The sequence below is a fragment of the Streptomyces sp. NBC_01235 genome (assembly GCF_035989285.1).
Taxonomy (GTDB): Bacteria; Actinomycetota; Actinomycetes; order Streptomycetales; family Streptomycetaceae; genus Streptomyces.
Window position 1 is genome coordinate 3147436 of record NZ_CP108513.1, and the last position, 22188, is coordinate 3169623.

General features: G+C 69.5%; 16 protein-coding genes and 1 pseudogene. 6 read left to right on the plus strand and 11 right to left on the minus strand.

Going from position 1 to position 22188, the window contains the following annotated elements; all coding sequences use genetic code 11:
• Nucleotides 1-67: 67 nt before the first annotated feature.
• The 9 genes from secG to uvrC form a co-directional block, all read right to left on the minus strand.
• Nucleotides 68-304: a preprotein translocase subunit SecG gene (gene secG / locus OG289_RS13665; protein WP_327314276.1), complete on the minus strand. Its 237-nt coding sequence runs from the start codon at nt 302-304 to the stop codon at nt 68-70.
• A gap of 143 nt (nt 305-447) precedes the next feature.
• Nucleotides 448-1224 carry a triose-phosphate isomerase gene (gene tpiA, locus OG289_RS13670; protein ID WP_327314277.1) on the minus strand — a complete coding sequence of 259 codons (777 nt, stop codon included), beginning with the start codon at nt 1222-1224 and terminating at the stop codon, nt 448-450.
• Nucleotides 1225-1230: 6 nt separating this feature from the next.
• On the minus strand, nt 1231-2442 hold the full coding sequence (locus OG289_RS13675) for a phosphoglycerate kinase (protein ID WP_327314278.1): 1212 nt from the start codon (nt 2440-2442) through the stop codon (nt 1231-1233).
• Nucleotides 2443-2586: 144 nt separating this feature from the next.
• Nucleotides 2587-3597, minus strand: a complete 1011-nt coding sequence (gene gap, locus OG289_RS13680; protein ID WP_327314279.1) for a type I glyceraldehyde-3-phosphate dehydrogenase — start codon at nt 3595-3597, stop codon at nt 2587-2589.
• 230 nt (nt 3598-3827) lie between these two features.
• Nucleotides 3828-6782, minus strand: coding sequence for a M14 family metallopeptidase (locus OG289_RS13685; protein WP_327314280.1), 2955 nt, complete (start codon nt 6780-6782; stop codon nt 3828-3830).
• A 144-nt stretch (nt 6783-6926) separates the two neighbouring features.
• On the minus strand, nt 6927-7916 hold the full coding sequence (gene whiA, locus OG289_RS13690) for a DNA-binding protein WhiA (RefSeq protein WP_327314281.1): 990 nt from the start codon (nt 7914-7916) through the stop codon (nt 6927-6929).
• Nucleotides 7907-8974 carry a gluconeogenesis factor YvcK family protein gene (locus OG289_RS13695; RefSeq protein ID WP_327314282.1) on the minus strand — a complete coding sequence of 356 codons (1068 nt, stop codon included), beginning with the start codon at nt 8972-8974 and terminating at the stop codon, nt 7907-7909. Before OG289_RS13695 ends, whiA begins: the two co-directional genes overlap by 10 nt.
• Nucleotides 8971-9969 (minus strand): RNase adapter RapZ, encoded by a 999-nt coding sequence (gene rapZ, locus OG289_RS13700; RefSeq protein ID WP_327314283.1) that lies wholly within the window; start codon nt 9967-9969, stop codon nt 8971-8973. Before rapZ ends, OG289_RS13695 begins: the two co-directional genes overlap by 4 nt.
• Entirely contained in the window at nt 9966-12020 is a 2055-nt protein-coding gene (gene uvrC / locus OG289_RS13705; RefSeq protein WP_327314284.1) for an excinuclease ABC subunit UvrC, read from the minus strand. The genes rapZ and uvrC overlap by 4 nt, the downstream gene beginning before the upstream one ends.
• 309 nt (nt 12021-12329) lie before the next feature.
• Between uvrC and OG289_RS13710 the strand changes: the two genes are divergently transcribed.
• Together OG289_RS13710 and OG289_RS13720 are read left to right on the plus strand one after the other, a co-directional pair.
• On the plus strand, nt 12330-13301 hold the full coding sequence (locus OG289_RS13710; protein WP_327314285.1) for a hypothetical protein: 972 nt from the start codon (nt 12330-12332) through the stop codon (nt 13299-13301).
• A gap of 421 nt (nt 13302-13722) precedes the next feature.
• The gene (locus OG289_RS13720) at nt 13723-14634 is read left to right on the plus strand and encodes a carbohydrate kinase family protein (protein WP_327314286.1); all 912 of its coding nucleotides are present in this window, start codon (nt 13723-13725) and stop codon (nt 14632-14634) included.
• Nucleotides 14635-14765: 131 nt separating this feature from the next.
• On the opposite strand, the gene uvrA is transcribed toward OG289_RS13720, so the two are convergent.
• On the minus strand, nt 14766-17801 hold the full coding sequence (gene uvrA / locus OG289_RS13725) for an excinuclease ABC subunit UvrA (protein WP_327314287.1): 3036 nt from the start codon (nt 17799-17801) through the stop codon (nt 14766-14768).
• Between the two features lie 223 nt (nt 17802-18024).
• On the opposite strand from uvrA, the gene OG289_RS13730 reads away from it, so the two are divergent.
• The 4 genes and pseudogenes from OG289_RS13730 (at nt 18025) to OG289_RS13745 (ending at nt 21773) form a co-directional block, all read left to right on the plus strand.
• Nucleotides 18025-18711, plus strand: a complete 687-nt coding sequence (locus OG289_RS13730; RefSeq protein WP_327314288.1) for a maleylpyruvate isomerase family mycothiol-dependent enzyme — start codon at nt 18025-18027, stop codon at nt 18709-18711.
• A gap of 9 nt (nt 18712-18720) precedes the next feature.
• Entirely contained in the window at nt 18721-19374 is a 654-nt protein-coding gene (locus OG289_RS13735; protein WP_327314289.1) for an MBL fold metallo-hydrolase, read from the plus strand.
• A 179-nt stretch (nt 19375-19553) separates the two neighbouring features.
• Nucleotides 19554-20228, plus strand: a pseudogene (locus OG289_RS13740) (DNA polymerase III subunit alpha); the annotation flags it as partial.
• A 411-nt stretch (nt 20229-20639) separates the two neighbouring features.
• Nucleotides 20640-21773 carry an IS630 family transposase gene (locus OG289_RS13745; RefSeq protein ID WP_327314290.1) on the plus strand — a complete coding sequence of 378 codons (1134 nt, stop codon included), beginning with the start codon at nt 20640-20642 and terminating at the stop codon, nt 21771-21773.
• A gap of 5 nt (nt 21774-21778) precedes the next feature.
• On the opposite strand, the gene OG289_RS13750 is transcribed toward OG289_RS13745, so the two are convergent.
• Nucleotides 21779-22174 carry a hypothetical protein gene (locus OG289_RS13750; protein WP_327314291.1) on the minus strand — a complete coding sequence of 132 codons (396 nt, stop codon included), beginning with the start codon at nt 22172-22174 and terminating at the stop codon, nt 21779-21781.
• Nucleotides 22175-22188 lie beyond the last annotated feature (14 nt).

Here is a 22188-nt window from a genome sequence, read left to right on the forward strand (position 1 = left end):
GCGCTCAGCTGCGCGTACCGAACATGGGGCCTTACGTACCGGAATGTGCGTGCCTGCGAGAGGCTGATCAGTTGTTCGTCTTCATCACGATGCCGAGGACGATGATGCAGGCGAACCACAGGAAACCGATGACGACGGTGATGCGGTCGAGGTTGCGCTCGGCGACCGAGGAGCCGCCGACGGAGGACTGCATGCCGCCACCGAACATGTCGGAGAGGCCGCCGCCCTTCCCCTTGTGCATCAGCACCAGCAGCATCAGCAGCAGGCTGAAGACGATCAGGGCGATCGAGAACCCCAAAACCACGGCTGGACCAACTTCCTCGGATTCGGATAACGACTCGGATGAACAGCGGGGGCATAGCGTCATCCGCTATGCCCCCGCAAGGGTACGACGGATCGCCGCTACCGCATACTCACAGCTCGGATCACTGTCGGATCACCGTCGGATCACTGGTCGCGGAAACGCACGATCTTGACGAACTCGTCGGAGTCCAGCGAGGCGCCGCCGACCAGCGCGCCGTCGATGTCGGCCTGCGCCATGATCTCGGCGACGTTGCCGGACTTCACGGAGCCGCCGTACTGGATGCGGACCTGGTCGGCCAGCTCCTGGGTGTAGAGCTCGGCGATCTTGGCGCGGATGGCGGCGCAGACCTCCTGCGCGTCCTCGGCGCCGCAGACCTTGCCGGTGCCGATGGCCCAGACGGGCTCGTAGGCGATCACGACGGACTCGGCCTGCTCGGCCGGGAGGTCCTTCAGACCGCCCTCGACCTGGGCGAGGGTGTGGGAGACGTGGTTGCCCGCCTCGCGGACCTCCAGTTCCTCGCCCACGCACAGGATCGGGGTCAGGCCGTGCTTGTAGGCGGCCTTGACCTTGGCGTTCACGAGCTCGTCGGTCTCGTTGTGGTACTGGCGGCGCTCGGAGTGGCCGATCGCCACGAACGAGCACTTGAGCTTGGCGAGCATGGGGCCGGAGATCTCGCCGGTGTAGGCGCCGGAGTCGTGCGCCGAGATGTCCTGGGCGCCGTACTTGATCTTGAGCTTGTCGCCGTCCACCAGGGTCTGCACGGAGCGCAGGTCGGTGAAGGGCGGCAGGACGGCGACCTCGACGGCCTCGTAGTCCTTGTCGGCCAGGGCGAAGGCGAGCTTCTGGACGTGGGCGATGGCCTCGAGGTGGTTGAGGTTCATCTTCCAGTTGCCCGCCATCAGCGGCGTGCGCGTGCTCATAAAGGGTCAGTCCTCCAGTGCGGCGAGGCCGGGGAGCGTCTTGCCCTCGAGGTATTCGAGGGAGGCGCCGCCGCCGGTCGAGATGTGGCCGAATGCGTTCTCGTCGAAGCCCAGGAGGCGGACGGCCGCGGCGGAGTCTCCGCCGCCGACGACCGTGAAGGCCGGGGAGTCGATGAGGGCCTGGGCTACCGCCTTGGTGCCCTCGGCGTAGTCGGGGTGCTCGAAGACGCCCATGGGGCCGTTCCAGAAGACGGTGCCGGCGTCGGCGAGCTTCGAGGCGTACAGCTTGCGGGTCTCGGGACCGATGTCCAGACCCTCCTGGTCGGCGGGGATCGCGTCCGCGGCAACGGTGGTGGGGTTCGTCGGCGCCTTGGCCTTCAGGTCCGGGAACTCGGTGGAGACGAGGACGTCGACGGGCAGGACCAGCTCGACGCCGGTCTTCTCCGCGCGCTCGATGTACTCCTGAACGGCCGGGACCTGGTCCTCCTGCAGGAGGGAGATGCCGACCTCGTGACCCTGGGCCTTGAGGAAGGTGTAGGCCATGCCGCCGCCGATGAGGATGCGGTCGGCCTTGCCGAGCAGTTGGTCGATGACGGCGAGCTTGTCGGAGACCTTGGCGCCGCCGAGCGCGACGACGTAGGGCCGCTTGACGTCCTCGGTGAGCTTCTTCAGGACGCCGACCTCGGTGGCGATCAGGAAGCCGGCGACGTGCGGCAGGCGCGCCGGGAGGTCGTAGACGGACGCGTGCCCCCGGTGCACCGCGCCGAAGCCGTCGCCGACGTAGACGTCCGCCAGTGCGGCGAGCTGATCGGCGAAGGCGCCGCGCTCGCTGTCGTCCTTGGCGGTCTCGCCCGCGTTGAAGCGCAGGTTCTCGATGACGGCGATCTGGCCGTCGGCCAGGCCCGCGACCGTCGACCGGGCGGACTCGCCGACCGTGTCGGTCGCGAAGGCCACGGCGGAGCCGAGGAGCTCGCCCAGCCGGGCGGCGGCGGGGCCCAGCGAGAAGGCCGGGTCCGGGGCGCCCTTGGGGCGGCCCAGGTGCGAGGCGACGACCACCTTGGCGCCCGCGTCCGCGAGGGCCTTGACGGTGGGCAGCACGGCGCGGATCCGGCCGTCGTCGGTGATGGTGGCGCCGTCGAGCGGCACGTTGAGGTCGGCGCGGACGAAGACCCGCTTGCCTGCGACGCCTTCGGCGAGAAGTTCGTCGATCGTCTTCATTACGGGGACTCCTGGGGAGGGCTCGTGGTGCTCGTGATCGCTCGTGATCGTGAGAGGGCTGATCCGTACGTGACGCAGGGCTCGGGCGGCGCGTCCCTGCGCCGCCCGAGCCCTGCACTCACATCGAGGTGCCTGATCTGTCGATCAGAGCTGGCCGCCGACGAAGACCGTCAGGTCGACGAGGCGGTTGGAGTAGCCCCACTCGTTGTCGTACCAGCCGAGGATCTTCACCGAGTTGCCCTCCTGGACCATGGTCAGGGAGGAGTCGAAGGTGCAGGAGGCCGGGTCACCGACGATGTCCGAGGAGACGATCGGGTCCTCGGTGTAGGACAGGTAGCCCTTGAGGTCACCGTCGTCGGCGGCCTTCTTGAACGCGGCGTTGACCTCGTCCTTGGTGACCTCGCGCTGGAGCGTCACGACCAGGTCGGTGGCCGAGCCGGTCGGGACCGGGACGCGCATCGCGATGCCGTCGAGCTTGCCCTTGAGCTGCGGGAGGACCAGCGCGGTGGCCTTCGCGGCGCCCGTCGTGGTCGGGATGATGTTCTCGGCGGCGGCGCGGGCGCGACGCAGGTCCGAGTGCGGGAAGTCCAGGATGCGCTGGTCGTTGGTGTACGCGTGGACCGTCGTCATCAGGCCCTTGACGATGCCGAAGTTCTCGTCGAGGACCTTGGCCATCGGCGCCACACAGTTGGTGGTGCAGGAGGCGTTGGAGATGACGTGGTGCTGGGCCGCGTCGTACTTGTCCTGGTTGACGCCCATCACGATGGTGATGTCCTCGTCCTTGGCCGGAGCCGAGATCAGGACCTTCTTGGCGCCGCCCGCGATGTGCTTCTCGGCGTCGGCCTTCTTGGTGAAGATGCCGGTCGACTCGATGACGATGTCGACGCCGAGCTCGCCCCACGGGATGTCGGCGGGGTTGCGCTCGGAGAGCACCTTGATGGTGTGGCCGTCGACCGTGATCGTGTCGGCGGTGTGCGACACCTCGGCCTTGAGGCGGCCCAGGATGGTGTCGTACTTGAGCAGGTGAGCGGTGGTCGCGGTGTCACCCAGGTCGTTGACAGCCACGATCTCGATGTCAGCACCCTGCTCCAGCAGCGCGCGGAAGTAGTTACGACCGATGCGGCCAAAGCCGTTGATGCCTACGCGGATCGTCACGAACCGATCTCCTCGTTGGTACGCCGGCTATGCGGTGCCGGCGAGCTGTATTTGGGATGTCCCCGACCACCCACGACCCTACCTCTCCGAGGCCGCCGGAGTGACATCGACTTCGCCCATACACGGCAGGGCGGTCCGTACCCGCCAGTAGGGGTACGGACCGCCCGGACCCGGAAGGCCCGATCACTCGATTTGATTACGAATGATCACGCGAGGTTGACTTCGACGCGTCAGCTCTCAAGTGAGTGGAGCGCCTTTCCGATGAGCGCCTTGCGGTCGGCCGCCGAAGTCACGTGCTCCAGGCCGAAGCCCAGCAGCACGGTGTCGTCGGTGGTCACCGCGCCGTACGTCTGGAACAGGGCGCCGGTGCGCGTCCAGTCCTTCAGGACGGCCGGGCTGCCCGCGGGCGGACCGGCGGCCTTCCAGGCGCCGAGAGACGTCTCGAAGCCCTCGGTCCCGGTGACGGCGCCCCCGACGACCAGCGAGGCGTCGTCCGCGAGGACGCCGTGGCCGCCGCTGCCGGGGTCGGTGACGTAGGCGATCGACACCTCGACGTTCTTGCCCGCGTACGCGCTCAGGTCGAAGTTCACCTGCTGCCAGCCGCTGGAGGCGCCGGTGAAGGCGTTCCAGGAACCGCTGGTTCCGGTCGCGGTGCAGTCGTTGGAGCCGAGGGTGAGGTAGTGCCGCAGCCACGGGTGCTCACCGACGTAGAAGCCGCCACCGCACTCCGCGGGCACGGCGGTGCTGGTGGCGCCGCCCGCCTCGGGGAGCGTGGTCCAGTCGTCGGCGCCGACCGTGTGGATCTCGACGATCGCGTTGTCGTAGCCGGGCTCGGTGTCCCACAGGAGCTGGGTGCGCAAAGTCGGCTTGCTCGCCGCTCCGACGCCGCCGAGGTCGATGGTGCGGGTGAGGCGCTTGTAGGCGTCGTCGGTGTGCACGGCGGCGGCCATGTACGAGCCCGCGTACGGCCCGTACGGGTTGACCGTCCCGGCGAACTGGCCGGCGCCCGCGCTCGCGAACTGCGGGTAGGCCGCGACGGGCAGCTCGTCCGAGGTGACCCCGTAGGTGCCCGCCTTGTCGAGCGGGTTGCCGGGCGCGGCGCCGAGGGCCCCGCTGAGGCCGCCGAGCTTTCCGGAGCCGGTGAAGCCGGTGGCGCCGGGGGTCGACGTACGGGAGTAGGCGCCCAGGTAGTACTGGCTGAAGTCGTTCGACGGGGTGCCGTCGCCGAGGTCGACGTTGCCGCCGGCCTGCTCGCCCGCCTCGATCAGCTTGCCGCCCTCGTTGAGGAAGGCGCGCAGTTCGAGCTGGGTCGGGTTCCCGGGGACGCTCGCGCCCGTGTAGTGGACGACCGTGCCGAAGTGGCTCAGCACGCCGAGGGCGTCGGGCGCGCCCTGGGTGGCGACGTCCCAGACGACCGCCTTGTGGCCGTTGGCCTTCAGCGCGTCGACGTAGGTCTGCGCCTGAGTGGCGGCCGCGCCCTCCTCGGCGACCACGAGCGTGTCGGCCTTGGGGCGTGCGGCGATCGTGTAGGTGAAGTGCGAGCTGGAGACCTTCTTGCCGCTCCTGGTCTCGCCGGTGAACCACACCTCGACCTTGTCCCCCGGTTCGCCGTCCCGCACCTTGGCCCGGTACTCGTCGAAGTAGAGGTTGTCGTCCCCTCCGTAGGTCTCGCCGCCCTTCCAGGCCTTGAGCGCCTGGCCGTACGTACGGCCGCCGTTGACGCGGTACCTGAGCCCCTTGTCCCGGATCGCCTTGCGTACGACGACGGAGACCTCCTGGTCGGCGCCGCGCGAGTACGACGTGGCGAACGGCGCCGGGGTGAAGTCGGCCGCCTTCAGGCCCACCGAGGACGCCGGCGTGTCGGGGCGCCGGGCGGTCTCGGCGACGGAGAGCGCGAACGGGATGTTCTTGGCGAACTCGTCCTGGATCAGCTTCTCGTCGTCCGGGAAGTTGAAGACCGACTGACAGTCGGAGGCGTTCCACTGGTCGTTCGGGTCGAGGTTCGACGCGGTCTGGCAGGTCGACATCTCGGGGGTGAACATCGCCGTGCCGTTGACGTTCGCCGCGTGGCCGTCCGCCTCACCGTTGGTCGTGTACAGCTCCGAGGAGACCTGCGGGTGGTAGCCCGGGATCGCGGAGTTGTCGGGGGTGCCGGCGAGCGCCTTGTAGGCGACGTCGTCCGGGGTGTCGGTGGCGACCTGCCAGCCGACGCCGTAGAGCAGCAGCTCGGCGGCGGAGTGGTAGTTGATGCCGTACGTGAACCCGATGCGCTTCTCGAAGGCGTCGAGCGCCCGGGTCTCGGGCTCGGAGCCGGGGCTCGCGCCGCGGTAGGTCTGGCTGGTGGGGTTGGGGGACGAACCCTCGTCGTCGTAGCCCCACTTGTAGGGGAAGTTGCGGTTGAGGTCGACGCCGTCGCCGGTGGAGATCGCGCCGTCGCCGTTGACGTCCCGCAGGTTCTTGCGCCACAGGCGGGTCGTGGAGTCCTGGAACGTGTAGTCGTAGCCGTCGGGGTTGGCCGACAGGACGAACCACAGCTCACTGGAGTCGACGATCTTCTTGACTCGCTGGTCGGTCTTGTAGTTGTCCAGGTAGTAGTGCATCAGCCGCCGGGTCATCTCCGGGGTGATCCACTCACGCGCGTGCTGGTTGGACATGTACAGGACCGAGGGCTTGGAACCGTCCTCGGACTTCTTCGCGTTCCTGGTCAGTTTGAGCGCGAGGATGTCCTGTCCGTTGAGCGTTTTGCCGATGGAGACGACCTTGGTGAAACCGGGGTTCTCCTGGCCGGTGCGGAGGATCTCCTCCTTCAGACCGCCGCTGCCGCCGTACGGGCGGAACACACCCTCGGCGGCGACCTCGACACGGTTTTCCGCCTTGGCCGAAAGCGCGTGCTCGGTGAGCTCGACACCCTGCTTCTGCAGCTTCTCCGCCTGCTTGTCGGTGAGGTAGACCTCGACCGTGGCGGTGCCCTTCTCGGGTGCCTGCTCACTGAGTTCATGGCCGTCCTGGCCCGCCGCCAGCAGCAGGGGTACCTGCTTCTTGGTGACCTCGGCACGGAAGACCTTGACCTCGTCCGGGTCGGGTTTCGGCGAATTACCGGGCTGCGCCTGGGCGATGGGTGCGAGTGCCGCTCCGCCGAGCAGCAGGGCGCCGACAGCGAGGATCGATCTCGCTCTTCGTCTCATGAACCCCCCTAGCGTGAGTTCGCCACAGCAGCGAACTCTGCCAGGCTCATGACAGTCCATGATCCAGTCAAGGGCGCCTCAAAGCCATGCAAATGCCGGTGGCGTCACCCCATCGGGTGACGCCACCGGCATTCTGACGAGTTGTCAGCCAACCAGGTTGTCGGCGAGATCCTCGCTGAGGTTGGCATCCGTGCCCGGGATACCCAGGTCCGAGGCGCGCTTGTCGGCCATCGCCAGCAGTCGGCGGATCCGGCCGGCGACCGCGTCCTTCGTCAGCGGCGGGTCGGCGAGCGCGCCCAGCTCCTCCAGGGAGGCCTGCTTGTGGTCCATGCGCAGCCGGCCGGCCGCCGCGAGGTGCTCGGGCACCTCTTCCCCGAGGATCTCCAGGGCGCGCTGGACGCGGGCACCGGCGGCGACGGCGGCGCGCGCGGAGCGGCGCAGGTTGGCGTCGTCGAAGTTGGCGAGCCGGTTCGCCGTGGCGCGCACCTCGCGGCGCATCCGGCGCTCCTCCCACGCCAGCACCGACTCGTGTGCGCCCAGACGCGTGAGCAGCGCCCCGATCGCGTCGCCGTCGCGGACGACGACCCGGTCGACCCCGCGCACCTCGCGGGCCTTGGCGGCGATGGAGAGGCGGCGGGCGGCGCCGACCAGCGCGAGCGCCGCCTCCGGGCCGGGGCAGGTCACCTCCAGGGAGGAGGAGCGGCCCGGCTCGGTGAGCGAGCCGTGCGCCAGGAAGGCCCCGCGCCAGGCCGCCTCCGCGTCACAGGTCGCGCCGGAGACCACCTGCGGGGGCAGACCCCGGATCGGCCTTCCACGGCCGTCGACGAGCCCCGTCTGCCGGGCCAGCTGGTCGCCGCCCGCGACCACCCGCACGACATAGCGCGAGCCGCGGCGGATACCGCCGGGCGCCATCACGATCAGCTCCGAGCTGTGGCCGAAGATCTCCAGGATGTCCCGCTTGAGCCGCCGGGCCGCCATCGCCGTGTCCAGCTCCGCCTCGATCACGATCCGCCCGCTCACCAGGTGGAGGCCGCCGGCGAACCGCAGAAGTGCGGAGACCTCCGCCTTCCTGCAGCAGGTCCGGGTGACGGGGAGCCGGGAGATCTCGTCCTTCACCGCTGCCGTCATCGCCATGGGCCGATCCTTCCATGCATCCGAAAAATACGGTCGTACGCGGCGGCCAACAGCTCCGGGTCATGCCTCGGGGTTCCGTCGGGCCGGGCCACCGGCGCCAGCTCGACCGCGGCCCCGAACCGTTTGGCGGCGTCGGTCAGCGAGTCGCGGTCGGGCGCGGCGGCCTCGTCGGCCAGCACCACGTCCAGGGCGAGTTTAGGGGCGTGTCGTCCCAAAACCTCCAAATGACGCTGCGGGGAGAAGCCGTCGGTTTCTCCCGGTTGCGGGGCGAGGTTCAGGGAGAGCACCCGGCGCGCCTTCGTCTCCATGAGGGCGTCCAGCAGGTCGGGCACCAGCAGGTGCGGCATGACCGAGGAGAACCAGGAGCCGGGCCCGAGCACCACCCAGTCCGCGTCCAGGACGGCGGCCACGGCCTCCGGGACGGCCGGCGGGTCGTTCGGGACCAGGTGCACGGACTGCACCTCGCCGGGCGTCAGTGCCACGGTCGCCTGCCCCCGGACCGTGTCGATGTCGTCCGGCCGCTCCGGGTCGTGCCCCTTGACCAGCGCCTGGAGCTCCAGCGGCACGGCGGACATGGGCAGTACGCGCCCCTGCGCGCCGAGCAGCTTGCCGACCAGGTCCAGGGCCTGGACGTGGTCGCCGAGCTGCTCCCACAGGGCGACGATCAGCAGGTTGCCCACGGCGTGGCCGTTGATCTCTCCCTGCGACTGGAAGCGGTGCTGGATGACGCGGGCCCAGGTCTGGCCCCAGTCGTCGTCGCCGCACAGGGCGGCCAGCGCCTTGCGCAGGTCGCCGGGCGGCAGCACGCCCAGCTCGTCGCGCAGGCGTCCGCTGGAGCCGCCGTCGTCGGCCACCGTGACGACGCCGGTGAGGTCGCCGGTGATCCGGCGCAGCGCGGTGAGCGAGGCGGAAAGGCCCATGCCGCCGCCGAGGGCGACGACCTTGGGCTGGGTGCCGCGGCGGCGCGGTTTGCCGCCCCGGGCCTCGACCGGCCGGCCCACACGCCCCTCCGGGGCGACCCTGCGCAGCCGGCCGAGCCGCGGAGTACGTCCTGTCATTCCCGTCCCATGTCCCGGTGCACGACCACCGTCTCCACGCCCTCGGCCGCGAGGCGCGCGGCGAGCTTCTCCGACATGGCCACCGAGCGGTGCTTGCCGCCCGTACAGCCGACCGCGATGGTCACATAGCGCTTGCCCTCCCGACGGTAGCCCGTGGCAATCAGCTGGAGGAGCTCCGCGTACCGGTCGAGGAACTCCTTCGCGCCGGGCTGGTTGAGGACGTACGTCGAGACCTCCTCGTTGAGGCCGGTGTAGGGGCGCAGCTCCGGGACCCAGTGCGGGTTGGGCAGGAAGCGCATGTCCACGACCAGGTCGGCGTCGACCGGCAGGCCGTACTTGAAGCCGAAGGACATGACGGTGGCCCGAAGCTCGGGCTCCTCCTCCCCCGCGAACTGGGCGTCCATCTTGGCGCGCAGCTCGTGCACGTTGAGGCTGGAGGTGTCGATCACCAGGTCGGCGTCGCCGCGCAGCTCGCGCAGCAGCTCGCGCTCGGCGGCGATGCCGTCGACGATGCGGCCGTCGCCCTGGAGGGGGTGAGGGCGGCGCACCGACTCGAAGCGTCGCACCAGGGCGTCGTCGGAGGACTCCAGGAAGACGATCCGCCGGGTGACGTTCCTCGACTCCAGGTCGGCGAGGGACTCGCGGAGGTTGTCGAAGAAGCGCCGGCCGCGGACGTCGACGACGACCGCGATCCGCGCCACGTTGCCCTGGGAGCGGGCTCCCAGCTCCACCATGGTGGGGATCAGGGCGGGCGGGAGGTTGTCCACGACGAACCAGCCGAGGTCCTCCAGACACTTGGCGGCCGTCGAGCGGCCGGCCCCGGACATGCCAGAGATGATCACCAGCTCGGGGATGGCCGCCTCGGGGATCCCGGGTGGCGTGACGTCCGTACTCACCTGTGCTCCGTCTTCCTGACGTGCTTCTTGCTGGGGGCTGTCGGGGGCCGCAGGGGCCTGTTCTCGCTGTGCTGTGGGGTGTGTCTCGTGCTCGGTCATGTCTCCTGCCCCCGTCGTTCTTCCGGGGCGCCCGCCGTCACGGGATCTCCGGGGGAACCCTCCGTGGTGTCGGGTCCCTCATCATCAATGATCTCTCCGGTCGCCGTGTTCACGGCGGGGGCGGGCGGTGCCGCCCGGGCGAGGGCCGCGGCGATGGTCTCGGCCGTCTTGCGGCCTATGCCGGGAACCTCGCAGATCTGGTCGATCGTCGCGGCGCGCAGCCTCTTCACCGAACCGAAGTGCTTGATCAGCGCCTGCTTGCGCGCCTCGCCGAGACCCGGCACCTCGTCCAGCGGGCCGGATCGGAAGCGCTTGGCCCGCTTGGTGCGCTGGTAGGTGATCGCGAAGCGGTGGGCCTCGTCACGGACGCGCTGGAGCAGGTAGAGGCCCTCGCTGCTGCGGGGCAGGACGACCGGGTCGTCGTCGTCCGGCAGCCAGACCTCCTCCAGGCGCTTGGCGAGGCCGCAGACGGCGATGTCGTCGATCCCGAGCTCGTCCAGCGCCCGCTTGGCCGCCGCGACCTGCGGCTGTCCGCCGTCGACGACGACGAGCTGGGGCGGGTAGGCGAAGCGCTTGGGGCGGCCTTCGTCGTCCTTCAGACCCTGACCGAGGTCGCCGTCCGGCTCCTCGTCCACCCACTCGCCCGTCCTCTCCTTCTCCGCGAGGTAGCGCCGGAAGCGGCGGGTGATCACCTCGTGCATGGAGCGGACGTCGTCCTGGCCCTCGAAGCCCTTGATCTGGAAGCGTCGGTACTCGCTCTTGCGCTGCAGACCGTCCTCGAAGACGACCATGGAGGCCACGACGTCGTCGCCCTGGAGGTGGGAGATGTCGTAGCACTCGATCCGCAGCGGGGCGCTGTCCAGGTCGAGGGCCTCGGCGATCTCCTCCAGGGCGCGCGAGCGCGTGGTCAGGTCGGAGGCCCGCTTGGTCTTGTGCAGGACGAGCGACTGCTGCGCGTTGCGCTCGACGGTCTCCATCAGAGCCTTCTTGTCGCCCCGCTGCGGGATGCGCAGCGACACGTTGGACCCGCGGCGCCCGGTGAGCCACTCCTGAACGGGTTCGACCGGGTCGGGCAGGGCGGGGACCAGGACCTCCTTGGGGACGGAGTCGCCCCGCTCCTCGCCGTACAGCTGCTGGAGGGCGTGCTCGACGAGGGCGCCGGTCGTGACGTCCTCGACCTTGTCGGTGACCCAGCCGCGCTGGCCGCGCACGCGTCCGCCGCGCACGTGGAAGATCTGGACGGCCGCCTCCAGCTCGTCCTCGGCGACCGCGATCAGGTCGGCGTCGGTCGCGTCCGCGAGCACGACCGCGTTCTTCTCCATGGCCTTCTTCAGGGCCTCGATGTCGTCGCGCAGGCGGGCGGCCCGCTCGTACTCCATCTCCTCGGCCGCCTCCATCATCTGCTTCTCCAGACGGCGGAGGTAGGTGCCGGTGCGGCCGGCCATGAAGTCGCAGAACTCGTCGGCGAGTTCCCAGTGGTCGTCTGCCGGGATCCGGCCGACGCAGGGCGCGGAGCACTTGCCGATGTAGCCGAGCAGACAGGGCCGGCCGGTGCGCGCGGCGTTCTTGAAGACACCGGCGGAGCAGGTGCGCACCGGGAAGACGCGCAGCAGCAGGTCGACCGTGTCCCGGATCGCCCACGCGTGCGCGTACGGCCCGAAGTACCTGACGCCCTTCTTCTTGTGGCCGCGCATCACCTGCACACGCGGGAACTCCTCGTTCATCGTCACCGCGAGGTACGGGTAGCTCTTGTCGTCGCGGTACTTGACGTTGAACCGGGGGTCGTACTCCTTGATCCAGGAGTACTCCAGCTGCAGCGCCTCGACCTCCGTGGACACCACCGTCCACTCCACGGACGCGGCCGTGGTGACCATCGTGCGGGTGCGCGGGTGGAGGCCCGCCAGGTCCTGGAAGTAGTTCGCCAGGCGCTGGCGCAGGCTCTTCGCCTTTCCGACGTAGATCACCCGGCGGTGCTCGTCGCGGAATCGGTACACCCCGGGAGAGTCCGGGATCTGTCCCGGCTTGGGGCGGTAGCTGGAGGGGTCGGCCATGTCTCACACCCTACTGGCGCGGGGTGACACTCCGGCGGGGCTGTGGACAACGGTTGGGGTGTCCCACGGGGCTGTGGACAAGCAGGGCACAGGGGGCGCGGCCCCGGGGCACCGACTCGGCCACGTGCACGTGCCACTCGGGCAACAGGTGTTGTCGGGACTTGGTCAACACGCTTCAATGCGGAGGGACTCGGGGCCCTGAAGGCCGCCCTACGGATGTGAAGGAGCTGCGGCGTCGCAGGAAAGGCCCCGACCACCCACGCACACGGTCCGACCAGCCGTCGTGAGCATTCACAGAAAGGCCCCTGCATGCCGCACGCCACACAGCACGCGGACGCCGCCGTCGACACCGCCGCCGCGGCGGAACTTCAGACGGCTCTGCGGGGCGGCCCCTTCCACGTGGCGCTGCGTGCCGCTATCGCCGCCCGTGGACTGCCGCTGCAGCGCGTCCAGCACCACCTGTCGCGTTACGGGGTCAAGGTGGGCGTGACGAGCCTGAGCTACTGGCAGCAGGGCGCACGGCGTCCGCAGCGACCCGAGTCGCTGCGCGCCGTCCGCGCGCTGGAGGAGATCCTGCACCTGCCGGACGAGTCCCTGATCCGGCTGCTCGCGGAGCCCCACGGCGGGGACTGCGCCGCGGCGGCCGGGCAGCCCGCGGGCCGCTCCTACCGCTCGCTCCTGGAGGCCTCCGACATTCTCGAACAACTGCTTGGCGAACTGGAGTGCCCCGTCGACGGCGGACTGCACACCCTGGGCCATCACGAGCGGGTCCGCATCGGGGCGCGCCGCGAGCTCCTGGGGCGCGAGTCGCAGCACATCGTGCGCGCCCACCGTGACGGCGTCGACCGGTTCGTGGCCGTCCACCACGGCGACCCGGGATGCGCGCCGGAGCGGATGACGGTGCACGCCCTGGAGAACTGCCGGGCCGGCCGTGTCCGCCGGCACCACGACACCGGCGTGCTCGTGGCCGAGCTCCTCTTCGACACCCGTCTGAGGGCCGGCGACACCTTCCTCTTCCGCTACGGCGTCGAGGACGGCACCGCCGGCGTGTCCCGCGAGTACGTCCGCGGCTTCGGCTCGGCGGGCGGCCAGTACGCCCTCCAGATCCGCTTCGACGAGCACGCCCTGCCCGTGCGCTGCCACCGGTTCAGCCAGCACTCGGCGGCGGCACCGCGCAGCGGCCGCCAGGAACTGCCGTTCAGCGGCCGGCACCGCTCGGTACACCTCGTCGAACCACGGGTGCGGTCGGGCATGATGGGCATCGGCTGGGACTGGGAGTGACCGACGGATCGACTGCCCGTTCGGGGGGTCGCAGACGCTTGCGCACGCGTTTACGCGCGCCTCTGAATGGGATAGCTTCCCGGCCGGAAGATCAGTGAGAGGCCGCGAGGCCGGAGGGACGGGAAGGGCGCGATGCCGACCATGGCCGACATCGCGCGGCACGCGGCAGTGTCCGTGGCGACCGTCCCGCACCTGCTGAACGACACCCGATGACCATCGGTGCCCCGCGCACTCCTGCGCGAGCGCGGCCTGTCCGTGCCCGAGACCGTCGCGCCCGCTGTTTCGACGACCGCGCGGCGCGGACCGCGCGGCTCACCTGCTCCTTCGTCCATCGCACGTCGTGCGGCCGCACGGACGGCCGGCCTGGGACACCGGGTCGGCGGTCGGAGCGGTGCGCGCGGTCCGAGAAAGGAACCGCTCCGTGATCGTCGTCGCCGGTGAGGCCCTCATCGACCTGGTACCGCAGGGCTCGGGTGCCCTCGCGGGTCTGCAGCCGACGCTCGGCGGCGGCCCCTACAACACCGCCGTCGCGCTGGGCCGCCTCGGCTCCCCCACGGCGTTCTGCTCCCGCACCTCGCGGGACGCCTTCGGTGAGGCGCTGCTCTCCAGACTGCGGGAATCCGGCGTCGACCTGTCCTTTGTGCAGCGCGGTGCGGAGCCGACCACCCTCGCGGTCGCCACGATCGACGAGAACGGTTCGGCCGCCTACTCCTTCTACGTCGACGGCACCGCCGACCGGCTGTTCTCGGTGCCGGCCACGCTGCCCACGGGGACGCGCGCGGTGTCCTTCGGCACCTGCTCGCTCATCCTGGAGCCGGGGGCGAGTGCGTACGAGGAGCTGATGCGGGCCGCCGCGGCGCAGGGCCTGTTCACCGCGCTCGACCCGAACATCCGCCCGGGACTGATCCCCGACGCCGACGCCTACCGGGCCCGCTTCAAGAGCTGGCTGCCCTCGGTGTCCCTGCTCAAGCTCTCCGAGGAGGACGCCGAGTGGCTGGGCGGGACCCCGCGCGAGTGGCTGTCCGCCGGTCCCTCTGCCGTCGTGATCACCCAGGGCGGCGACGGACTGACCGCCTTCACCCAGAACGGCGCCGTGTACTCGGTACCGGGTGAGGAGGTGGACGTCGTGGACACCATCGGCGCCGGGGACACCGTGAACGCGGCCCTGCTGCACGCCCTTTCGGCGCGGGACTCCCTGTCCCCGGCAGCCCTGGCGGGCCTGGGCGCCGACAGCTGGCAGCAGCTGCTGCGGTTCGCCGCCCGCGCGGCGGCGATCACCTGCTCCCGGGCCGGAGCGGAACCGCCGTACGCCTCCGAACTGGGCGACTTCTAAGGGTTGTTGGGGGTTATGGAGGGCTGTTGGCGCTGCTGGTGGCCTCCGTCGACAACGGGACAACGGACGGCGCCCCGCGGGGGGTTCCGATGTGGAGTTCCCGCGGGGCGCCGTATTGCTTTCGGGCTGTGTCAGGCCTTGCGGGCCCGGGTCGTCTTCTTCGCCGGCGTCGCCTTCGTCGTCGCTCCGGCGGCCTTCTTGGTCGCCGTGTTGTTCGCGGTCGCCGTCTTGGCGGTCGCCGTCTTCCGCGCCGTCGTCCTGGCCGCGACCGTCTTCTTCGCCGCCGTCTTGCGCGGGGCCTTCACCGGAGCCGCGTCGCTGATGCGGTCGGCGCCGAGGACTTCGCGCAGGAACTTGCCGGTGTGGCTGGTCGACACCCCGGCGACCTCCTCGGGCGTGCCCTCGGCGATGACGAGACCTCCGCCGGCGCCGCCCTCGGGGCCCATGTCGACGACCCAGTCGGCGGTCTTGATCACGTCGAGGTTGTGCTCGATGACGATGACCGTGTTGCCCTTGTCGACGAGGCCGGCAAGGACCTTCAGGAGCTTGCTGATGTCCTCGAAGTGCAGACCCGTCGTCGGCTCGTCCAGGACGTAGACCGTGCGGCCGGTGGAGCGGCGCTGGAGCTCGCTGGCGAGCTTCACGCGCTGGGCCTCACCGCCGGACAGGGTGGTCGCGGACTGGCCGAGCCGGACGTAACCGAGGCCGACGTCCTTCAGGGTGTTGAGGTGGCGGGCGATCGCGGGGACGGCCTCGAAGAACTCCGTCGCCTCCTCGATCGGCATGTTCAGGACGTCGGCGATGGACTTGCCCTTGTAGTGGACCTCCAGGGTCTCCCGGTTGTAGCGGGCACCGTGGCAGACCTCGCACGGGACGTAGACGTCCGGGAGGAAGTTCATCTCGATCTTGATCGTGCCGTCGCCCGCGCAGTTCTCGCAGCGGCCGCCCTTGACGTTGAAGGAGAAGCGGCCGGGCAGATATCCGCGGACCTTCGCCTCGGTCGTCTCCGCGAAGAGCTTGCGGACGTGGTCGAAGACGCCGGTGTACGTGGCCGGGTTGGAGCGCGGGGTGCGTCCGATGGGCGACTGGTCGACGTGCACGACCTTGTCGACGAGGTCGTCGCCGTCCACGCGCGTGTGGCGTCCCGGAACGTTCCTCGCGCCGTTGAGCTCGCGGGCCAGGTGCGTGTAGAGGATGTCGTTGACCAGCGTCGACTTGCCGGAGCCGGAGACGCCGGTGACCGCGGTGAACACGCCCAGCGGGAAGGACACGTCGATGTCCTGCAGGTTGTTCTCGCGGGCCCCGTGCACGGTGAGCCGGCGGGACGGGTCCTGCGGGCGCCGGATGTCCGGCACCGGGATCGCCTTCTTGCCGGACAGGTACTGCCCGGTCTGCGACTCGGCGTTGGCGAGCAGTTCCTTCAGGGAGCCGCTGTGCACGACCTTGCCACCGTGCTCGCCGGCGCCGGGGCCGATGTCGACGATCCAGTCGGCGACCTTGATGGTGTCCTCGTCGTGCTCGACGACGATGAGCGTGTTGCCCATGTCGCGCAGCCGGACGAGGGTCTCGATCAGCCGGTGGTTGTCACGCTGGTGCAGGCCGATGGACGGCTCGTCGAGGACGTACAGGACGCCGACGAGGCCGGAGCCGATCTGGGTGGCCAGGCGGATGCGCTGGGCCTCGCCGCCGGAGAGCGTGCCGGCCGCGCGGTTGAGGGAGAGGTAGTCCAGGCCGACGTCGACCAGGAACCGCAGCCGCTCGTTGACCTCCTTCAGGACCCGCTCGGCGATCTTCTTGTCGCGGGCGCTGAGCTTCAGCTCGCCCAGGAAGTCCGCGCAGTCGCTGATGGACATCCCGGAGACCTCGGCGATGGACTTGTCCATGATCGTGACCGCGAGGACCAGTGGCTTGAGGCGCGTGCCCTCACAGGTCGGACAGGGCACCTCGCGCATGTAGCCCTCGAAGCGCTCACGGCTGGCGTCGCTCTCCGCCTCGCCGTGCCGGCGCTTCACGAACGGGACGGCGCCCTCGAAGGGCGTGGTGTACACGCGCTCGCGGCCGTACCTGTTCCGGTACCGGACCTCGATCTGCGTCTTGTGGCCGTACAGCAGGGCCTTCCTGGCGCGCTGCGGCAGGCCCGCGAAGGGGATGTCCGTACGGAAGCCGAGCGCGTCCGCCAGCGCGCCGATCAGACGGCCGAAGTAGTCCTTGGTGTGGCCGTGCGACCAGGGGTGGATGGCTCCCTCGTCGAGGGACTTGTCCTCGTCCGGGACGATCAGCTCGGCGTCGACCTCCATGCGCGTACCGATGCCGGAGCACTCGGGACAGGCACCGAAGGGCGAGTTGAAGGAGAAGGAACGGGGCTCCAGCTCCTCGAAGGACAGGTCGTCGTACGGGCAGTACAGATGCTCCGAGTACATGCGCTCGCGCTCGGGATCGTCCTCGGGGAGGTCGACGAAGTCGAGCACGACCATCCCGCCGGCGAGGCCGAGGGCGGTCTCCACGGAGTCGGTGAGGCGGCGCTTGGCGGTGTCCTTCACCGTGAGACGGTCGATGACCACCTCGATGGTGTGCTTCTCCTGCTTCTTCAGCGTGGGCGGGTTGGACAGCTGGATCGTCTCGCCGTCGACCCGCGCGCGGGAGTAGCCCTTGGTCTGGAGGTCGGCGAACAGGTCGACGAACTCTCCCTTGCGCTCGCGCACCAGCGGCGACAGCACCTGGAAGCGGCTGCCCTCCGGCAGCTCCAGCACCTTGTCGACGATGGCCTGCGGCGACTGGCGCGTGATCGGCCGGCTGCACTCGGGGCAGTGCGGCTTGCCGATGCGCGCGAAGAGCAGGCGCAGGTAGTCGTAGACCTCGGTGATGGTGCCGACCGTGGAGCGCGGGTTGCGCGAGGTCGACTTCTGGTCGATGGAGACGGCCGGGGAGAGGCCCTCGATGAAGTCGACGTCCGGCTTGTCCATCTGGCCGAGGAACTGGCGGGCGTACGAGGAGAGGGACTCGACGTAGCGCCGCTGCCCCTCGGCGAAGATGGTGTCGAAGGCCAGCGAGGACTTGCCCGACCCCGACAGGCCCGTGAAGACGATGAGCGAGTCGCGTGGCAGGTCGAGCGAGACATTCTTGAGGTTGTGCTCGCGCGCGCCACGGACGATGAGACGGTCGGCCACGCCGGTCCGCACCTTTCTTGAGAGAAGTGACAGGGGCGGGGCCCCCGTCTTTCTCAGACTAGGGCGAGCCACTGACAACGCCGGTCGGGATTCACCGGTTCACAACAATCCCCGGCCTTCCAGCATGCCCGACGCCACCACCGACCATATAGCACGTGCATTCGATTTCGGGTCGCAGTTCGCCACCTTCACCCGAAGGGGTGGCGGGGCTAGGGTCAGTACCATGATTGATCACGCTCATGACCTGGAGTCTGTACGTGACGCGACCGAGCGGCTGCTCACCGCAGTCGCCGAACTGGACAACGCGTCGGTGACCGAGTCGTCACGTCTGCCCGGCTGGAGCCGCGGCCATGTCCTGGCCCACATCGCCCGCAACGCGGACGCCCTCGTGAACGTCCTCGAGGGCCGTCCCATGTACGCGGACGCGCACGTCCGCGACGCCGACATCGAGCGGGACGCCCCGCGTCCCCTGGACGTCCAGCTCGCGGACGTACGGGAGAGCGCGGCCCGTTTCCAGACGACGGGGGCGGCGCCCGCGGACTGGTCGCGCACGGTGCGGTTGCGCAACGGGGTGGTCGACTCGGCGGCCCGGGTGCCCTTCCGGCGGTGGGTGGAGGTCGAGCTGCACCACGTGGACCTGGGCATCGGCTACGAGCTGGAGGACCTGCCGAAGGAGTTCACCGGGCGGGAGACCGAGTTCCTCGCCGAGCGGTTCACCGGCCGTCCCGACGTGCCGCCGACGCGGCTGACGGACGGCACGCGCGCGTGGCACACGGGCCGGAAGGCCGACGAGCCCGAGGTGACCGTCACCGGCTCCCCCGCGGACCTCCTCGGCTGGCTCGCCGGGCGCCGCGACGGATCCGCGCTGACCGTCGACGGCGGGCCGCTGCCGGCCCTCCCCCCGCTATAGGCTGCCGCCATGACGTACAGCGGAGAGGTGACGGTCGGCGGCCCGGCGGACGTGCACGAGCTCAAGGACCTGATGATCACCAAGATCGCGGTCGGCCCGATGAACAACAACGCCTATCTGCTGCGCTGCCGGGCCACGGACGAGCAGTTGCTGATCGACGCGGCCAATGACGCGGAGGCCCTGCTCGGCATGATCGGTGACGACGGCATCGCGTCCGTCGTCACCACCCATCAGCACGGCGACCACTGGCAGGCGCTCGCCGAGGTCGTGGCGGCCACGCGCGCGCGTACCTACGCCGGCCGGGAGGACGCCGACGGCATCCCCGTACCGACCGACGTCCCCGTCGACGACGGCGACGTCATCCGGGTGGGGAACGTGGAACTCACCGCGCGCCACATGGTCGGACACACGCCCGGCTCGATCGCCCTGGTCTACGACGACCCGCACGGCCACCCCCATGTGTTCACCGGCGACTGCCTCTTCCCCGGCGGTCCTGGTCGGACAACACGTCCGGAAGAGTTCAACTCCCTGATGGACGGCCTGGAAACCAAGCTGTTCGACGTCCTGCCCGACGAGACGTGGATCTACCCCGGCCACGGCAACGACACCACCATCGGCACGGAGCGGCCCCACCTCGCGGAGTGGCGCGCACGAGGCTGGTAACCGTCCAACGACGACCGCCCTCGTCTCGAAACCGAAGCGGGGGCGGTCGCGCGTTCAGACCCGTTCCGCGCTCGGGAGGGTCACGCCCCACGGACGGTGACCTCCAGAGCTCCGTCACCGACGCCGGCAGCAGCGACTGCCAGAGTCGGTGGGACTGTTCCATGGGCTGCGGTCTGCGCGACCGCTTCAAGTTCGACGGCACCGGCTACTACCTGAAGTCCACGGAGGAGATGTACGCCATCGACTCCTCGGACGCCTGGCAGGAAGGCTGCCGCAACACCCTCCTGGTGGCCGAACAGGTCGACACCGAGGACATGTTCGAGGCCAAGAACCTCATGCCGAAGTTCGACATCCCCGAGGGCTTCACCAAGGTCACCTGGTTCAAGGAGGAGGTCCGCCGCGGCATGGAGCGCCGCTTCCCCGGCGGCGACCCCGAGGACCGCCAGAAGCAGGTCGAGTACGAGATGGACGTCATCATCCAGATGGGGTTCCCGGGCTACTTCCTCGTCGCCGCCGACTTCATCATGTGGGCCAAGAACAACGGCATCGCGGTCGGCCCCGGCCGAGGCTCCGCGGCCGGCTCGATCGTCGCGTACGCCATGGGCATCACCGACCTCGACCCGATCCCGCACGGTCTGATCTTCGAGCGGTTCCTCAACCCCGAGCGCGTCTCCATGCCCGATGTCGACATCGACTTCGACGAGCGCAGGCGCGTCGAGGTGATCCGGTACGTGACCGAGAAGTACGGCGCCGACAAGGTCGCCATGATCGGCACCTACGGCAAGATCAAGGCCAAGAACGCGATCAAGGACTCCGCGCGCGTGCTGGGCCACCTGCACGCCTACCGACATCGTGGCTTACCTCAAGCAGTTGCCCATCGTCTCGGACATCACGATGGACACCTCGACGACGAGGTCATCGTCAGTTCGCCTCCAAGGAGAACGAGTTGAACCCCGCGCCGGCGTAGGGGAGTAGGGCTATACGCGCACCAGACGTACCGGGACCCGATCATGCCGACCGTCCCGTCGGTACGTCGTGGTCGCGACGTCATGGCCGGCCCCGGAGTCGGAGTTCACAGCTCGCGGCCTTCACCAACGCCTGCGCGAGCCAGGCCCATCGTGCGCGCCGTCCAGTCGACGTACCGCCACCGGCCCTCTGGCCAGGAGGGCGCACGAGGGTGCGCCCAATCGCAGCACCGTCCGGGGCCCCGCTCCCTGCCGTCCGGAGTACGAGCCCCGGCGGCGAGTGTCCGCCATGCTGTCCTCGTGGCTGAGCGTGTACGCGTGCGTGAGATCGATGACGACGAAGGGCAGCGGCTGCTGCGGATCGTGCGCCGGGGCACCGGGTCGGTGGTGACCTGGCGGCGGGCCCAGATGGTGCTGCTGTCCGCGCAAAGTATGGACGTGAACAAGATCGCTGAGGTGACGTTCACCAGCCCGGACCGGGTCCGCGATGTGATCCACAACTTCAACGCCGATGGCTTCAAGGCGCTCTACCCCAAGTACAAGGGCGGGCGCCCGAAGACCTTCACCCTGCCGGAACGGCGGGAGATCAAGAAGATCGCAAAGTCGAAGCCGGCCGAGCACGGCCTGCCGTTCTCGACCTGGAGCCTGGTCAAGCTGGCCGACTTCCTGGTCGCTGAGGGGGTGGTCGACGACATCAGCCACGAGGGCCTGCGCATCCTGCTCCGCGAGGAAGGCGTCACCTTTCAACGCCTGAAGACCTGGAAGACCTCGAAGGACCCGGACTACGAAGCGAAGAAGGCCCGCGTCGAGCACCTCTACGCCATCGCCGACGGCGAGGTCTTACCCGAGGGCGGCGAGCCCGAAGTCATTTTCTGCATGGACGAGTTCGGCCCGCTCAACCTCCAACCCCACCCCGGACGCCAGTGGGCCGAACGCGGAGGCAAAGGGAAGGATCCCGAGCGTGAGCCCAGGCCGCGCCGCCGGGCCACCTACACCCGCCCGCACGGCGTGCGGCACCTGTTCGCCGCCTACGACCTGGGCAAAGACCAGCTCTACGGCCACATCAAGAAGACCAAGACCCGGTCGAAGTTTCTGGAGTTCTGCCGCTACCTGCGCTCCCTGCACCCGGTCGGGAAGCGCATTGCGATCGTCTGTGACAACTACTCGCCTCATCTGACCACCAAGCGGTGCAGCCGGGTCGCGGACTGGGCCGACGCGAACAACGTCGAGATCGCCTACACCCCGACGAACAGCTCCTGGCTGAACCGGATCGAGGCCCACTTCACGGCCCTGCGTTACTTCGCCCTCGATGGCACTGACCACCCCACGCACAAGGCTCAGGGCAGCATGATCCGCCGCTACATCATCTGGCGGAACAAGCACGCCGCCGACGAACGCCTCCGGAAGGTCGTCACCAGGGCGAACGTGGCCTGAAGGAGCTACTGGCCTTCGTCGCGGCGCAAGTAGGAACGGATGTCGTCACGTCCGTCGAGGGCTCGTCCGTCAACGTCCGACGGGTCGAGCTCGGCCCGGGTCGCCAGACTCTCGGCCAGCACAACCGCTCGATCACTAAGTCGGCCGAACCTGCGGGCCGTGTGTCCCAGGCACAGGCCGGCCAGCCCAAGCAGTTGGCTCCCGGCCGCCGCCCTGGTTCCCACCTCGATACAGCAGTGCTCGATGAACGCGCGATCGTCGTCGTTCAAAGCGATGCCGACCAGCGCGGCTGCTGCCGGGACTTCCAGCGCGCTGTCGTGGAGTGCCCCTTCCACTGCCTCAGCGACGACGTCGTGGGGCAGCGCGGGAGGATTCTCGAACGTGCAGTGGGAGTGCGTCACGCAGGGAGGCTACG

Excerpts from the sequence above, each read along its gene's own strand:
- tpiA (WP_327314277.1), bottom strand. The coding sequence starts at position 1,224 with ATGAGCACGCGCACGCCGCTGATGGCGGGCAACTGGAAGATGAACCTC.
- OG289_RS13675 (WP_327314278.1), bottom strand. The coding sequence starts at position 2,442 with ATGAAGACGATCGACGAACTTCTCGCCGAAGGCGTCGCAGGCAAGCGG.
- OG289_RS13685 (WP_327314280.1), bottom strand. The coding sequence starts at position 6,782 with ATGAGACGAAGAGCGAGATCGATCCTCGCTGTCGGCGCCCTGCTGCTC.
- whiA (WP_327314281.1), bottom strand. The coding sequence starts at position 7,916 with ATGGCGATGACGGCAGCGGTGAAGGACGAGATCTCCCGGCTCCCCGTC.
- OG289_RS13695 (WP_327314282.1), bottom strand. The coding sequence starts at position 8,974 with ATGACAGGACGTACTCCGCGGCTCGGCCGGCTGCGCAGGGTCGCCCCG.
- rapZ (WP_327314283.1), bottom strand. The coding sequence starts at position 9,969 with ATGACCGAGCACGAGACACACCCCACAGCACAGCGAGAACAGGCCCCT.
- uvrC (WP_327314284.1), bottom strand. The coding sequence starts at position 12,020 with ATGGCCGACCCCTCCAGCTACCGCCCCAAGCCGGGACAGATCCCGGAC.
- OG289_RS13710 (WP_327314285.1), top strand. The coding sequence starts at position 12,330 with ATGCCGCACGCCACACAGCACGCGGACGCCGCCGTCGACACCGCCGCC.
- OG289_RS13730 (WP_327314288.1), top strand. The coding sequence starts at position 18,025 with ATGATTGATCACGCTCATGACCTGGAGTCTGTACGTGACGCGACCGAG.
- OG289_RS13735 (WP_327314289.1), top strand. The coding sequence starts at position 18,721 with ATGACGTACAGCGGAGAGGTGACGGTCGGCGGCCCGGCGGACGTGCAC.